Origin of the sequence: Thiocapsa marina 5811, from assembly GCF_000223985.1 — a bacterium.
Classification (GTDB): domain Bacteria; phylum Pseudomonadota; class Gammaproteobacteria; order Chromatiales; family Chromatiaceae; genus Thiocapsa; species Thiocapsa marina.
In genome coordinates, this window is the sequence record NZ_AFWV01000008.1 from 32,355 (window position 1) to 47,617 (window position 15,263).

Here is a 15,263-nt window from a genome sequence, read left to right on the forward strand (position 1 = left end):
GTTGCGCTGCACAAAAATCGTCCCGACGACCTCGGGATGTTTGACCCGAGCGCTCGGCTGCACGGCCGCCTGTCAGGACCAAAAAACCATGACTGCTTCGACACACTACGACGTTCTCATCGTCGGGGCCGGTGTCACCGGTACCGCACTCCTCTATCAGCTGGCGAAATTCACCGACCTGAACCGCCTCTGTCTGGTCGAAAAATACGACAGCATCGCCACGGTCAACTCGCACGCTCACAACAACAGTCAGACCATTCACTGCGGCGACATCGAGACCAACTACACGCTGGAAAAGGCACGCGCCATAAAGCGCACGGCCTACATGATCATCAACTATACGACCAAGCTCGCACCGCGCGATCGCGACCGCATCATCCACCGGATGCCGAAGATGGTGCTGGGCGTGGGAGAGAGCGAATGTCGCTACATCCGTGATCGCTACGAACGCTTCAAGGGGCTTTACCCGCGCATGGAACTGCTCGAGCGCAAGGACATCGCGGAAATCGAGCCCAACGTCGCCCTCGTGGACGGCGCCTGGCGAAAGGAAGAGATCGTCGCCACCGGCACGCCCGATGATTATTGTGCCGTCGACTTTCAGGCCCTGGCGCAGTCCTTCTCGGCCGATTGCGTGCGCCTGGACCGACAGACATCCAAGCAGATCACCCAGTTATTCTCGACCAAGGTCGACAAGATCCGCCGTGACGGCCAGGATTACGTCTTGGAGACCAACCGGGGCCTATTGAAGGCACGGGCCCTTGTGGTGTGTGCGGGCGGGCACTCGCTCTTGATGGCGCAGGAAATGGGGCTGGGACTGGACTACTCCTGCATGCCCGTCGCCGGATCCTTCTATTTCGCCCCGGAGGCGCTGAACGGCAAGGTCTACACGGTTCAGAACCCGAGCCTGCCGTTCGCCGCGGTCCACGGCGACCACGACATCAAGGAACGCGGTAAGACCCGTTTCGGGCCGACCGCCTTCATGCTGCCGATGCTCGAGCGCTACAACCGCGATAGCATCCCCGAGTTCTTCAAGGTCTTGAGATTCGATCGACGGGTTGCCGCGGCCTTTTGGGCCATGCTCAAAGAGCGCGATATCCGCCACTACATCCTGCGCAACCTCCTCTACGAGGTTCCGGGCCTGAATCGCCACTTCTTCGTACGCGAGATCCGCAAGATCGTGCCCTCGATCCAGGCGGCCGACATCAGCTATGCCGAACGCTTCGGCGGGCTGCGGCCCCAGTTGATCGACAAGGCATCCGGCAAGCTGCGCATGGGCGAGGCCAAGATCACCAACGACGCAGGTCTCATCTTCAACATGACTCCCTCGCCCGGCGGCACCAGTTGTCTGGGCAGCGGCGAGACCGACATGCGCTCGATTGCCGCCTATTTGGGCGCGCGAATCGACGAGCAGGCCTTGTCGCGGGAGCTGCTGATGGGATACGAGGACACGCGCGAGCAGGGTGACGCGATCGAGGCGGCGGAGACGGATTCCGAAGCCGTGACGCTAGCCGAGGCGGTCTGAAGTGAATCGCGTCCTCGGGGCCGTCTGCTTGGTTTGAGGGTGGTTTCACCCTCGGCGTGACCTGAAGCCTTTCAGCGGGACGCGATTCAGAGGTTAGAAGCGACGAAGGGATCGAAATCGCGGGACTTTCCGGTCGGTAAGCGCCGTAGGGTGGACAAGCGTAGCGCAGTCCACCAGCGCCGGCGCCGGGTTCGGTGGACTTCGCTCTCGCTCGTCCACCCTACGGGCGGTCTATCATCAAGGCCCAGCATCCAGGCGGCGACTTAGAGCCGAACCAAGGCAACCCTTTCGACAGAATGTCCTAAACCGCTTCACCGCCAAGGTCATGGGCTCACGCAACCGCAAGCCCAATCCCAAAGATCCTTTATCGCACCGGACGCGGTTTAGCCGTGGTAGGGGCGACTGAGCTCATGCACCGCCGCGACCATCGCCCCGGCATGCTCCGGATTGACGTCTGGCGTGATCCCGTGTCCGAGATTGAAGACATGGCCCGGACCCTTGCCGTAGCTGGCGAGCACGCGCGCGACCTCTTCGCGGATCCGCTCGGGTGAGGCGTAGAGCGCACAGGGATCGAGATTGCCCTGAAGCGAGACCCGATCGCCGGTCAGGATGCGCGCATCGGCCAGATCCGTCGTCCAGTCCACGCCGAGTCCGTCGCAGCCGGTATCGGCCATGTGTTTCAGCCACTGACCGCCGTTCTTGGTGAAGAGGATCACCGGGACGGCTCGTCCCTCCGCCTCGCGATTCAGACCCTCGACCACGCGCTGCATGTAGGCCAGGGAGAACTCGCGATAGTTCGCCGGCGCCAGCGCACCGCCCCAGGTATCGAAGATCATGGTCGCTTGCGCACCGCGGGCGATCTGGGCGTTCAGGTAGGCAATTACGGCGTCCGCGGTCTTCGCCAACAAGGCGTGGAGCAAATCCGGGCGGTCGAACATCATCCCCTTCACATGCGAGAAGTTCTTCGCACCGCCGCCCTCGACCATGTAGGTCGCGAGTGTCCAAGGGCTGCCGGAGAAGCCGATCAAAGGCACGCGCCCGGCGAGCTCGCGTCGAATCGTCGACACGGCATCCATCACGTAGCGCAGCTCGTCCTCGGGATCCGGCACGGCGATCCGATCCACGTCGGCCTGCGTGCGTACCGGGCGCTCGAAATGCGGCCCCTCACCCTCTGCGAAATACAGACCCAGACCCATCGCGTCCGGCACCGTCAGGATGTCCGAGAAAAGGATGGCGGCATCCAACGGAAAACGCTCCAACGGCTGAAGCGTGACCTCGCAGGCCAGCTCCGGGTTCTTGCACAGGTCCATGAAGCTGCCGGCCTTCGCGCGCGTCGCACGGTACTCGGGCAGATAGCGGCCTGCTTGGCGCATCATCCAAACCGGTGTGTATTCAACGGGTTCGCGCATCACTGCACGGAGGAAGGTGTCATTGATGAGTGGCGTCATGAAGCAGGACCTGGGCAGTCGAGGAAGAAGGGTCTCGGTGGTTCGGGCGCCCATTCTACATACGGGTTTTGCTCCTGACGAGGTTGCGAAGGGTGCAGGCGCCGAAGTTCGCCGTTCCGGTGCGGGCGCCAAGTCGCACGCAGGCCGAACAGCGACGGCTCGGCGGGGGAACCAGGGATCGGATAACTGTATAAGTCTGTTCACGACTGGGTCTAGAAGTCTGTGGATAAGGTGTGTTCATCTTGACGACCTCTTTTTGCACACCGGTTATGCACAGGTTGAGCGACCACCGGGAAACAGCCTGAAATTCACGCAAGGGATTGACCTTGATTATTTTTTCGACACGGATGAGTTATCCACAACGCTTATTAAGATTACTGTTTTTTTATTTAAGCTGTTTTGAATAAAGAAGCGGCCGAGGAACGGGGCGATGCTGCCCGCATAGCCCCGACAGTCACCCAACAGACTGAAATAAAAAGTTTTTAGGCCCCATCCCTGCGTCCGGCCACGCCTCGCTCGGAGCCAATCGACAACAACACATGTCATGCCGGAGCTGGTTTAGTAGAATCCAGGCGATGGATGTCTCCGCCCTTCTCGATTCACTCAACGACGCTCAGCGCGCGGCCGTTGCCGCCGAGTCCGGTCATCTTCTAGTGCTCGCGGGTGCCGGGTCCGGCAAGACGCGCGTTCTGGTCCATCGCATCGCTTGGTTGGTCCAGGTGCAGCAGGTGCCGTCCTATGCGGTGCTCGCGGTCACCTTCACGAACAAGGCAGCGCGCGAGATGCGCGGTCGCATCGAGACCATGCTCGGCGTGCCGATCGGCGGGATGTGGGTCGGGACCTTTCATGGCCTCGCCCATCGTTTTCTGCGTGCGCACTGGCAGGACGCGCAGCTCCCGCAGCATTTCCAGATCCTGGATTCGGACGATCAGTCCCGCCTGATCAAGCGGATCATGAAGGCGATGGAGCTCGACGAGGCGCGTTGGCCGCCCCGTCAGGTGCAGGGTTTCATCAACAAGCAGAAGGACGAGGGGCTGAGGCCGAACCACCTCGACGGCGGCGGCGATTTCTTTACCGACAAGATGATCGCGGTCTACCGCCAGTACGAGGAGGAGCGCGCACGCTCGGGCCTGCTCGACTTTGCCGATCTGCTGCTCAAGACGCTGGAGCTGCTGCGCGAGCGTCCGGATATCCTGCAGCATTACCAGCGACGCTTCGCCCATATCCTGGTCGACGAGTTCCAGGATACGAACGCCATCCAGTACGCTTGGCTACGACTCTTGGCCGGGACGAACGACAACCTCTTCGCCGTCGGCGACGACGATCAGTCGATCTACGGCTGGCGCGGCGCCAAGGTCGAAAATATTCAATCCTTTCAGCGCGATTATCCCGGCACGCAGGTCATCCGGCTGGAGCAGAATTACCGTTCGAGCGGCAACATCCTGGCCGCAGCCAACGCACTGATCGCACACAATCCAAGCCGTCTGGGGAAAAACCTCTGGACCCGAGACGGCGAGGGCGAGCCGATTCGCCGCTACACGGCCTTCAACGAGGTCGACGAGGCGCGATTCGTGGTGGAGAGAATCCGCCGCTTCACGCAGAACGAAGGGCATCGGCGCGACGAGTGCGCCATCCTCTATCGCACCACGGCCCAATCACGCCTGTTCGAAGAGGCGCTGATCCAGGCGCAGATCCCCTATCGGGTGTACGGCGGACTGCGGTTCTTCGAGCGCGCCGAGATCCGCGATGCGCTCGCCTATCTGCGCTTGGTCGCCAACCCGGACGACGATGCCGCCTTCGAGCGCGTGGTCAATACTCCGAACCGTGGCATCGGCGCACGCACCCTGGATCTGTTGCGCCGGCAGGCGCGCGAGACGCGGGTCTCGCTCTGGCAGGCGGCAGCCGATCTGACCGGGACATCCGTATTGGGTCCGAGGGGTGGCGCCGCACTGCTTGGATTCGTGGATCTGATTCGCGACCAGCGCCGAGCACGGGACGGATTGGCTTTGCATGAGCTGGTCACCGCACTCGTCGAGGCGGCCGGCTTGCCGGATTTCTACAAGAAGAACAAGGACGGCAAGGGCCAGGATCGGGTGGAGAACCTCGAGCAGCTGGTCGACACGGCCGCGCGCTTCGAGGAGGACCTGCACGAGGAAGAGACCGACGCGCTGGCGGTCTTTCTCGCGCATGCCGCGCTGGAAGCAGGCGACACCCAAGCCGACGGGTTCGAGGACAGTGTGCAGCTCATGACCCTGCACAGCGCCAAGGGTTTGGAGTTTCCGGTCGTCTTCTTGGTCGGGCTCGAAGAGGGGCTGTTCCCGCACAGTCTTTCGGCGGAGGATCCGAGCCGGCTCGAAGAGGAGCGCCGACTCTGCTATGTCGGTATGACGCGCGCGATGCGCGAGCTTTACGTGACCCACGCCGAGAGCCGGCGGCTCTACGGCCGCGAAGAGTCGCCGATGCCCTCGCGATTCCTGCGCGAGGTTCCACCCGGATTGGTCGAAGAGGTCAGAGCCCGCAGCGCGGTTCGCCGCACGACCTCCGGTCCGAGTCCGAGCCTGGCGTCGATGTCGAGCGGTGATGCCGGTCTCTTCAGGCTCGGGCAGCGTGTGGTTCACCCGAAGTTCGGCGAGGGCGTGGTCCTGAACAGCGAGGGCCGCGGATCCGCGGCTCGGATTCAGGTCAATTTTCAGAAGGCCGGGGCCAAGTGGTTGGTTCTGGCTTATGCTCGGCTCGAGCCGGCAGGTTGACGCGCTGCGCTCGGGCAGGACGACGGACCTTCGACCACCGCTGTGACAGGCGCTCGAATTGTTCTACATTGATCGCCTAAATCCGAAACCGCGTCTCGCCGATACCCTTGGTCTGCGACAAGGCAGCGGTGATCCCGAGACGACGCATCTCACTCCGGACGCGGTTTAGCCGCGACCCTCAACTCGACGACGGCACTCCGCAACCATGTCCGAACCCAGCTTCGAAGACCTCCTCAAGCAATTCGACCAGACCCATCCGCAGTCTGCCGCCGGCGAGGCAGCCGTCGGAGACAAGGTACGGGGCGTCGTGGTGTCGATCGGCGAGGATTACGCCTTCGTCGATCTGGGGGCCAAGTCGGAAGGTCGGCTCGAGGTCTCGGCACTGAAGGATGCCGAAGGCAATCTGACGTCCGCCGTCGGCGACACCATCGAGACGCATGTCACCGGCAAGGACGAAGACTCCGGGATGCTGCTGCTCGGCAGTCAGCACGGGCACCGCTATCACGGTATCGAGGAGATCGAGGGCGCCTACCGCCAAGGGCTTCCGGTACAAGGCCAGGTCAGTGCGGCGGTCAAAGGCGGCGTCGAGGTGCAAGTCGCCGGGTTGCGGGCCTTCTGTCCGGCCTCTCAGGTCGACATCCGCTTCATCGAAGACCTCTCCGAGCTGGTCGGTCAGCGGTTCGATTTTCGAATCACCAAGTTCGAAGGCGGCCGACGTCCGAATCTGGTTCTGTCGCGCAAGGTCCTGCTCGAAGAGGAACAACGCCTGCGCGCCGAGGAGACGCGGGCGCAACTGCACGAAGGTGCAGTGCTGTCCGGGGTTGTCACTTCGCTCAAGGACTACGGTGCGTTCGTGGATATCGGCGGTCTCGAGGGCATGATCCACATCAGCCAGCTGGCCTTCGGTCATGTAAAGCATCCCGGGGAGATCCTCAGCGTCGGCCAGCCCGTCGAGGTCTCGGTGCTGCGCATCGAGCCGCCGAGCGGTCCGAAGAGTCGGGAGAAGATTGCGCTCTCGATCCGCGCACTCGCCCGCGACCCCTGGCAGGAAGCCGCCGACACCTTCCCCGTCGGTCAGCGCGTGAGCGGCACGGTGAGTCGGCTGCAACCCTTCGGGGCCTTCGTCGAGCTGGCCCCGGGGATCGACGGTCTGGTGCATATCAGCGAGCTCGGCGCCGGGCGGCGCGTGAATCATCCAAGCGAGGTCCTGAACGTCGGGGACCCGGTCGAGGCAACCGTCTTGGGGGTCGATACGGAGCGGCGTCGGATCAGTCTGTCGCTCGACGAAACCAAGGGAGTCGAGGCTGGACTACAGGCGCCCGGCATCATGCCCGGCGCACCGGCTGCCGAGGCCCCGGAGAAGACCCTGGGCAGCTTCGGCGCGCTTCTTCAAGAGTCTTTGAAGAAGGGCCGATCGTAGGTTTATTCGGACCTTTGCGGACTGGACTATAGGCCCGGGGATCGCGCTTTGGCTCCGCCGTCGGCCCCCGGAGGCACGGCACAGAGATCATCAACACGCAGACTGGAGGACGGGGATGCAACGCCGCGATTTCATCAAAGGGGTTGGTGCTGGCTCGCTGGCTGTCGGGGCGTTGACCGGCGGTATCGGGTCGGCTCATGCGAAGGCCGAATACAAGTGGAAGATGGTCACCACCTGGCCGAAGAACTTTCCCGGTCTCGGCACAGGTGCGAATAACCTGGCGGCCTTGATCGGCGAGATGAGCGGCGGTCGCATCGAGGTCAAGGTCTTCGGCGCCGGCGAGCTGGTCCCCGCATTCGAGATCTTCGATGCCGTCTCGCGCGGGACCGCCGAGATGGGCCACGGCTCGGCCTATTACTGGAAAGGCAAAAGCGAAGCTGCCCAGTTCTTCTCCACCGTGCCTTTCGGTCTGACGGCACAGGAGATGAACGGCTGGATCTACCACGGCGGCGGAATGGAGCTCTGGACCGAGCTCTACGCGCAGTTCGGCTTGGTCCCTGCCCCTGCCGGGAACACCGGCGTTCAGATGGGCGGTTGGTTCAACAAGGAGATCAACTCGGTCGAGGACCTGAAAGGCCTGAAGATGCGCATCCCCGGCCTCGGCGGCGAGGTCTTGGCACGGGCTGGCGGTATCCCGGTCAATCTGCCGGGAGGCGAGCTCTTCACCGCGCTGCAGAACGGTACGATCGATGCGACCGAGTGGGTCGGACCCTACAACGATTTGGCATTCGGTCTCTACAAGGCGGCCAAGTATTACTACTATCCAGGCTGGCACGAGCCGGGCACGATCCTGGAGGCCATGATCAACAAGAAGGTCTACGAGGGGCTGCCGGCGGATCTTCAATCCATCGTCATGAATGCCTGCAAGGTCGTCAATCAGGACATGCTCGCCGAGTACACCGCACGCAACCCGGTCGCGCTGCAGACCCTCATCACCAAGCACAACGTCGACCTGCGACGGTTTCCCGACGACGTCATCCTCAAGCTGCGAGCACTCTCGGAGGAGGCCGTCGCGGAGATCGCGCAAAAGGACGAGTTCTCCTCGAAGGTCTACAGCTCCTACAAGAAATTCCTCAGCCAAAGCAAGGAGTGGAGTGGAATCGGGGAGTTGACCTACCTGCAGGCACGCGATCAGGCGTGATCGAGTCTGCAAGCAGCGGCGGCGCGCAGGCGTTGCCGCTTGCGCTCTACGTGCACACCCCCTGGTGTGTCAGTAAATGCCCCTACTGCGATTTCAACTCGCATGCCGCGGATGCGCCGCCGTTCGAACCCTATGTGACACGCCTGCTGGCGGATCTGGACTTGGAGCTCGATCGGCCCGGTGCACGCCGCCCCTTGAGCTCGGTGTTTATCGGCGGCGGTACACCCAGCCTATTTCCCGGTTCGGCGATTCGGCGTTTACTCGACGGTGTTCGGGAGCGCGCGGACTTGCTCCCCGAGGTGGAGATCACCCTCGAGGCAAACCCCGGGACGCGCGACGCGGCCTGTTTCGAAGATTATCGAGAGTCGGGGGTGAATCGGCTCTCGATCGGCGTGCAAAGTCTCTCGGCAGCGCGTTTGCGTGCGCTTGGGCGGATCCACGGGCCGGAGGATGTTCGCGACACCCTGCGGATGGCTCGCGCGGCCGGCTTCGACAATCTCAATCTGGACATGATGTTCGCCCTTCCCGGGCAGGACCTTGCCGGGGCGCGACAGGACCTCGCGAGGTTGATCGCTCTGGAACCCGAGCACGTCTCCTACTATCAGCTAACCCTCGAGCCCAATACGGCGTTTCATGCCCACCCGCCCCGTCTGCCGGATCCAGACTTGGCCGCCGACATGGCGGAACAGGGGCTCGAGGACCTGGCGCACGCCGGTTACCGTCAATACGAGGTCTCCGCACATGCACAGGACGGCGCGCGGTGTCGTCATAATCTCAACTACTGGGAGTTCGGCGACTATCTCGGGATCGGCGCGGGCGCACACGGAAAGTTAACAAGGGAGGACAGCGCACGCGTCGACCGGCAGGTGTCGCGAACCGCCAAACGCCGTCATCCCGTGGCGTATTTGAGTGCATCTCCCGACGACTTGCTCAGCAGCACGCGGATCCTGAACGAACAGGATCTCATTTTCGAATTCGCACTCAACGCACTCCGACTGACCGAAGGATTCCCGCGCGACCTCTTCACGCAAACCACCGGGCTGCCTTGGTCGCGTATCGCGAACATCGTCCGCGGCGCCGTAGACGACGGCATGCTTCGGATCCTCGCCGACCGGGTCGAGCCCACGAGCCCGGGCTATCGCTTCCTGGACGACCTCGTTGCGCGTTTCGCAACGCGGGCATGATCAGGGCCCCGAGGAGGAGCCCGGACCGGGACCGAAATTGCGCTCGGGGCGATCGACCCGCGACAAACGGGCGCAACACACGGTTGCGGGAGCCTGTTCCAGGTTGTATCCTACCGCGTTCCATCGATTTTTCAGCGCCCGATCGGGGCCAATGCCAACGCCAGGGTCATCATGAAAGAAGGAATCCATCCCAACTACGCCGACGTCAAGGTGGTCTGCAGCTGCGGTAACGAGTTTACGACCCGCTCAACCTTGGGCAAGGAAATGCACGTCGAGGTTTGCTCCGCTTGCCATCCCTTCTACACCGGCAAGCAAAAGGTCCTCGACACGGCCGGACGCGTCGACAAGTTCAGGCGCAAATACGCGCGCTGATGCCTATGCCCCGGGCGCTGTCCCGCCCGGCGCACGCCGGCTCGCCGACCGAGTCGGTTCCTCCTGCCGAACGTCTCCTGCCAAACGCGGTGCCCCGCGCATCGGCGCTCCTCGACCGTCTCTCCCGAGTCCGATCGCGATCAGCCGCGGACCGAGCGGTTATCCGCCTCCATTCAATCCGCGCCGGACAAGCGGTGGGCTGACTGCCTCGATCAAGCGCGCGCGTGCTGCGGGCCACGCACGCTGGCGCGGGTGTAAGATAGGCCGCGGGGCGAAGTCCGTCTGATGCCCCGGAGGCCACGGCGACGAGGCTGGTCCGCGCGACCGTGGTCAACAGACCACTGATCGGAGAAACAGTCACGTGAACAAGATCACCATCATCGGCGCCGGCCGAGTCGGCGAGACGACGGCGCAGATCCTGGCCGAGGAAGAGCTTTGTCGCGAGATCGCTCTCATGGATGTTCGCGAGGGGGTCCCCGAGGGAATCGCGCTGGACATCCTGCAAATGGCGCCCTTCTTCGAGTTCGATTGCGCGATCAGCGGCAGCAACGATCCGCAGATCCTCAGGGATTCAAATCTGGTCATCGTGACCGCGGGTCTGCCGCGTAAACCCGGCATGTCTCGTTCGGATGTTCTCGAAGCGAATGTCCGCATCATCGATGGCGTGACCGATCAGATCATGCAGTATGCGCCTGATGCCATGGTACTGATCGTCTCCAATCCGGTCGATACGCTGACCTATCGGGTCGCACAACGCACCGGTTGGGATCGCAGTCGGATCTTCGGACAAGCCGGTGTCCTCGACGCCTCGCGCATGGCGAGCTTCATCGCTCAGGAGACCGGTTTCTCGGCGCTCGACATCACGACCATGGTGCTCGGCGGGCATGGCGACACAATGGTGCCGGTGCCGCGTTTCTGCACCATCAACGGGATCCCGATCTCGCACTTTATCTCCGCGGAGCGTATCGAGGCCATCATGGAGCGCACGCGCCAAGGTGGTGCCGAGATCCTCGCCCTGCGCAAGAACTCGAGCGCCTACGATGCGCCCGGCGCCGCGGTTGCGGCGATGGTCGACGCCATCGTCAACAACCGCAGGCGACTGCTCTCCTGTGTCGCGCTACTCGAGGGCGAATACGGCGAAAGCGACATCGCCATGGGCGTCCCCTGCGTCCTCGGCGAGCGAGGCATGGAGTCGATCGTGGAGCTCGATCTGAATCCTCGCGAGCGCGCCGATTTCGACCGATCGACAAGCGCGGTTCGAGCCGACATCGAGCGACTGCGCAGCCTGTCGCTGCCTTGAGGTTGGGCTGATAATTGCTTGATTCCGTCACGCCCGAGGGCGCCGGGCCGAGCCGATGTCTCTTCTTGCAAAAAGGCAGCGCGCATCGCCGACCGCGGACAACGTCACGACCGACCCCGGCATATCGGCCTTGCTCGAGGTCACGCCGCGGTCGAGACTCGAGACCACTACACCAACGCCGGCGGGGCGCGATGTCCCGAAGACGGCCAGGAGCGAGCTTATGGCGAACCAAACGATCACCATCACCAACAACGTCACGGGCGAGAGCATCGACTTCCCGTTACGCTCCGGCAGTGTCGGCCCGTCGGCCGCGGACATCTCATCCCTCTATAAAGAGTCCGGAATCTTTACCTATGACCCCGGTTTCATGTCGACGGCCAGTTGCCACAGTGCCATCACCTATATCGACGGCGAGGACGGGATCCTTCTCTATCGGGGGTATCCGATCGAGCAACTCGCAACCAAGGCGAGTTTTCTAGAGGTTGCCTATCTGCTTCTCTACGGGGAGCTACCCGTCGAAACAGAGCTCGTCGGGTTCGAGAAGCTGATCACCCGCCACACCATGCTCAATGAAAACCTGAAGGATTTTCTCAACGGTTTTCATTACGACGCGCATCCCATGGCGATCCTGATCGGGGTCGTCGGATCACTTTCCGCCTTCTATCACGACTCGCTCAGCGTCAACGACGCACGCCACCGCGAGATCTCCGCGCATCGTCTCATCGCAAAGCTCCCGACTATCGCTGCAGCGGCTTACAAGCACAGCATCGGCGAGCCGATCATGTATCCACGCAACGATCTGAGGTATTGCGCGAACTTTCTGCACATGATGTTCGCCACACCCTGCGAGGTCTACAAGCCGACATTGATCGCCGAGAAGGCGATGAATCTGCTGTTCATTCTCCACGCCGACCACGAGCAAAACGCCAGCACCTCCACGGTGCGCCTCGCCGGCAGCTCGGGCGCGAATCCATTTGCCTGTGTCGCGGCGGGTATCGCCTCGCTCTGGGGTCCCGCGCATGGAGGAGCGAACGAAGCGGTCCTGGACATGCTCCATGAGATCGGGGATGTCAAGAACGTCCAACGTTACATGGAAAAGGCCAAGGACAAGGACGACCCGTTTCGCCTGATGGGTTTCGGACACCGGGTCTACAAGAACTACGATCCACGCGCGAAGATCATTCGCGAGGTGTGTCACCAAGTGCTCGAAGAGCTCGCCGACACCAACAATCCCTTATTCGAATTGGCCATGAAGCTCGAGGAGATCGCGCTCAGCGACGACTATTTCGTAGAACGGAAGCTCTATCCGAATGTCGACTTCTATTCCGGGATCATCTACCAGGCGCTCGGTATACCGCGCAACATGTTTACCGTCATGTTCGCGGTCGCGCGCACGGTCGGCTGGGTGTCGCATTGGATGGAAATGATGTCCGACCCCAACAATCGTATCGGACGTCCCCGCCAGATCTACCATGGCCCTACACAGAGAGACTACCTACCGATTTCGAAGCGATAGAGGGACGACGATTCAACCGATCCTCATTCAGCCGCCGAACGCGACCAGCCGGGCCACTTCTTCACGATCGGCTCCTCGCTGGACACGCTCGGTGACTGGATCCAGAGGTGGATTGCGCAAGGCCCGTCGCGGCAGCACGATCAGCTCGACATGAATGTCTCCGGCCACGAATCGAAAGGCCGGATGAGCGCAACGCAGTCCGTCCGGATAGCGCAGCGTGCGCTCGGCCCCGCGCCACGGGATACGCAGGTCGAGCAACGTGAAGATGACGTCTTCGGCGCGATCGGCAAACAATAGAAGCTCGATCCCCGATCCGGAGCCGAGCGCACCGCTGAGAGCGCCGCCGATGAGTCGCGGCGCGAACGCGTCGAGCTGTTCCATCGCCTGGAGGGCAGCCACCCGGAGGTCTCGCAGCTCATCTTCGTCGGCCCCGCCCATGAAGAGCCGACGCTGAGCGAGAACCGCGTCCTGCACCGCCTCGTTGGTCGGCCAATGACGCCGGTCCTGAACGCCGATGCGTTCGGCGGCTTTTCGCCTGGCCCGGTCGAAATCATCCAGACCTTGTTCGAGGACGATGCGAGCGGCCTCGTAGGCAAGTCGCTCACGCTGGGCGTCGATCCGTTCTCTCGTCGGCATGGCGTACCCCTCGTTCAGTTGCGCCCGGCATCGGTGCATCATTCATCTGCTCAAACCCCGCGCATCGGCGTTGAGCGTGTCTATAATGGGGCGAGCCGAGGTTCGGCCCCGGCGCGGTGCTCGGTCGCCCCGCCAAAGCACCCCGGCCGCTCGGGGACTGGCGCGGCGAGCCGAAACAGAACGGAAATCACCCTACGACATGGCGATGTTCGGCCTCAGCAGCAAAATAAAACCCCTCATCGGGATCGACATCAGCTCGACGGCGATCAAGCTCATCGAGCTGTCGCAATTGCCCGTAGAGACGGCGGCGGCGTATCGCGTCGAGTGTTTTGCTATCGAGCCTCTTCCGCCGGGCGCGCTGGTCGAGAAGAAGATCGCCGATGTGGATCGTGTCGCAGCCACGATCCGCAAAGCCGTCGCCAGCACCGGAACGCGAGCAAAACGGGCCGCGGTTGCCGTTGCCGGCTCCGCCGTGATCACCAAGGTGATCGCCATGGCCGGAACCCTCGGCGATGCCGAGATGGAGAATCAGATCCAGCTCGAAGCGGATCAATACATTCCTTATCCGCTGGAAGAGGTCAATCTCGACTTCCAGGTCGTTGGACCGACGAAGGGTAACCCATCGATGGTGGACGTGCTGTTGGTGGCCTCGCGTCAAGAGAACGTAGAAGACCGAGTAGGTGCGCTGGAGGCGGCCGGGTTGACCCCGGCAGTCGTCGATGTCGAGGCCTATGCGATGGAGAACGGCTGCTCGCTGATCCTCGCCGAGGACGCACAGACGGGTACCGAGACCGCTCGAACCTTGGCCGTGGCCGACGTCGGTGCCGCGACGACCACCTTGCATGTCATGCACGAAGGGCAGATCGTGTACACCCGCGAGCAGAACTTCGGAGGCCAACAACTGCTCGACGAGGTCCAGCGCCGCTACAGTCTGTCGCGCGAGGTGGCTCTCGGCAAGATCCTCGACGGCGATGTCGCGGATGGATACGAGACCGACGTGCTCGGACCCTTCAAGGAGGCGTTGGCGCAACAGATCGGGCGGGCGCTGCAATTCTTCTATTCCGGGACCAGCTTCAACCGCGTCGATCGCCTCTTGCTTGCCGGACGACCGGCGAGCATCCCCGGGATCGATGTGCTGATGGCCGAGCGTCTCAAACTGCCGACCGCCGTCGCCAACGCCTTTCGACACATGTCGATCTCGCCGAGCGTCAACACCCGGGAGTTGATGCGGGAGGCGCCCGGGATGATGGTCGCGGTCGGACTGGCCTTGCGAGGGTTCGACTAGATGACTCGCATCAATCTTCTGCCCTGGCGAGAAGAGGCCCGGCAACGGCGACGCAAGGAGTTTGCCACTGCGGGAGGTCTTGCACTGGTCTTCACCCTGCTTCTGGCGGTGTTGGTTCACCTGCAGATCGAAGGCAGGATCGGTGATCAGCTGGCCCGAAACCAGCTCCTGGAGGGCGAGATTGCTCAACTGGATCGTAAGATCAAGGAAATCCAGGATCTCGAGAAGATCAAGGCTGATCTGCTGTCGCGCATGGAGATCATCCAACAGCTTCAGGAGAGCCGCCCGGAGATCGTGCGCCTGTTCGAGGAATTGGTGGTCGCGATTCCCGAAGGGGTCTATCTCACCAAGCTCGAGCAGACCGGTCGAAATGTGGTCGTCGAAGGACGCGCGCAGTCGAATGCACGGGTATCGGCCTTTATGCGAAGTATCGAGGCATCGGAGTGGATCGGCGGCCCTCGCCTGCTCTTGATCGAGGACAAGACCGGGACCGGCCTGAGCCAGTTCCGCTTGGCGTTCAATCAAGTCAGCCCCTCGGCAAATGCCGCATCGACGCAGACGGATGTCCCTCGGGGCACTCGGTCAGAGACCCGGCTGGTCGCCGACAGTCGCCGATGAAGAGACGCGCG

At 62.5% G+C, this 15,263-nt stretch carries 12 protein-coding genes; 10 read left to right on the forward strand and 2 right to left on the reverse strand.

Going from position 1 to position 15,263, the window contains the following annotated elements; genetic code table 11:
- The first annotated feature begins 88 nt into the window (after positions 1 to 88).
- Positions 89 to 1,522, forward strand: coding sequence for an FAD-dependent oxidoreductase (locus tag THIMADRAFT_RS12465; protein WP_007193402.1), 1,434 nt, complete (start codon positions 89 to 91; stop codon positions 1,520 to 1,522).
- 383 nt (positions 1,523 to 1,905) lie between these two features.
- Here the strand turns inward: THIMADRAFT_RS12465 and hemE are convergent, their stop codons facing one another.
- Entirely contained in the window at positions 1,906 to 2,970 is a 1,065-nt protein-coding gene (gene hemE / locus THIMADRAFT_RS12470; protein ID WP_007193403.1) for a uroporphyrinogen decarboxylase, read from the reverse strand.
- Between the two features lie 575 nt (positions 2,971 to 3,545).
- Here hemE and uvrD point away from each other — a divergent pair.
- The 7 genes from uvrD (at position 3,546) to THIMADRAFT_RS12505 (ending at position 12,713) form a co-directional block, all read left to right on the forward strand.
- Positions 3,546 to 5,720: a DNA helicase II gene (gene uvrD, locus THIMADRAFT_RS12475; RefSeq protein ID WP_007193404.1), complete on the forward strand. Its 2,175-nt coding sequence runs from the start codon at positions 3,546 to 3,548 to the stop codon at positions 5,718 to 5,720.
- A gap of 205 nt (positions 5,721 to 5,925) precedes the next feature.
- The gene (locus tag THIMADRAFT_RS12480; RefSeq protein ID WP_007193405.1) at positions 5,926 to 7,140 is read left to right on the forward strand and encodes a 30S ribosomal protein S1; all 1,215 of its coding nucleotides are present in this window, start codon (positions 5,926 to 5,928) and stop codon (positions 7,138 to 7,140) included.
- Positions 7,141 to 7,255: 115 nt separating this feature from the next.
- A complete protein-coding gene (locus THIMADRAFT_RS12485) occupies positions 7,256 to 8,341 on the forward strand; it encodes a TRAP transporter substrate-binding protein (protein ID WP_007193406.1) in 1,086 nt (361 codons plus the stop codon).
- Complete coding sequence (hemW, locus tag THIMADRAFT_RS12490; RefSeq protein ID WP_007193407.1) at positions 8,338 to 9,525, forward strand: radical SAM family heme chaperone HemW; 1,188 nt, start codon at positions 8,338 to 8,340, stop codon at positions 9,523 to 9,525. Before THIMADRAFT_RS12485 ends, hemW begins: the two co-directional genes overlap by 4 nt.
- A 171-nt stretch (positions 9,526 to 9,696) precedes the next feature.
- Positions 9,697 to 9,897, forward strand: a complete 201-nt coding sequence (gene rpmE, locus THIMADRAFT_RS12495; RefSeq protein WP_007193408.1) for a 50S ribosomal protein L31 — start codon at positions 9,697 to 9,699, stop codon at positions 9,895 to 9,897.
- A gap of 361 nt (positions 9,898 to 10,258) precedes the next feature.
- Entirely contained in the window at positions 10,259 to 11,197 is a 939-nt protein-coding gene (gene mdh / locus THIMADRAFT_RS12500; protein WP_007193409.1) for a malate dehydrogenase, read from the forward strand.
- A gap of 220 nt (positions 11,198 to 11,417) precedes the next feature.
- Complete coding sequence (locus tag THIMADRAFT_RS12505) at positions 11,418 to 12,713, forward strand: citrate synthase (protein ID WP_007193410.1); 1,296 nt, start codon at positions 11,418 to 11,420, stop codon at positions 12,711 to 12,713.
- Positions 12,714 to 12,740: 27 nt separating this feature from the next.
- On the opposite strand, the gene THIMADRAFT_RS12510 is transcribed toward THIMADRAFT_RS12505, so the two are convergent.
- The gene (locus THIMADRAFT_RS12510) at positions 12,741 to 13,349 is read right to left on the reverse strand and encodes a glutathione S-transferase family protein (protein ID WP_007193411.1); all 609 of its coding nucleotides are present in this window, start codon (positions 13,347 to 13,349) and stop codon (positions 12,741 to 12,743) included.
- Between the two features lie 205 nt (positions 13,350 to 13,554).
- Here THIMADRAFT_RS12510 and THIMADRAFT_RS12515 point away from each other — a divergent pair, with 205 nt between their 5' ends.
- Both THIMADRAFT_RS12515 and THIMADRAFT_RS12520 read left to right on the forward strand, forming a co-directional pair.
- Positions 13,555 to 14,634: a pilus assembly protein PilM gene (locus THIMADRAFT_RS12515; protein ID WP_040731382.1), complete on the forward strand. Its 1,080-nt coding sequence runs from the start codon at positions 13,555 to 13,557 to the stop codon at positions 14,632 to 14,634.
- A complete protein-coding gene (locus tag THIMADRAFT_RS12520; RefSeq protein WP_007193413.1) occupies positions 14,635 to 15,252 on the forward strand; it encodes a PilN domain-containing protein in 618 nt (205 codons plus the stop codon).
- The last annotated feature ends 11 nt before the right edge of the window (positions 15,253 to 15,263 follow it).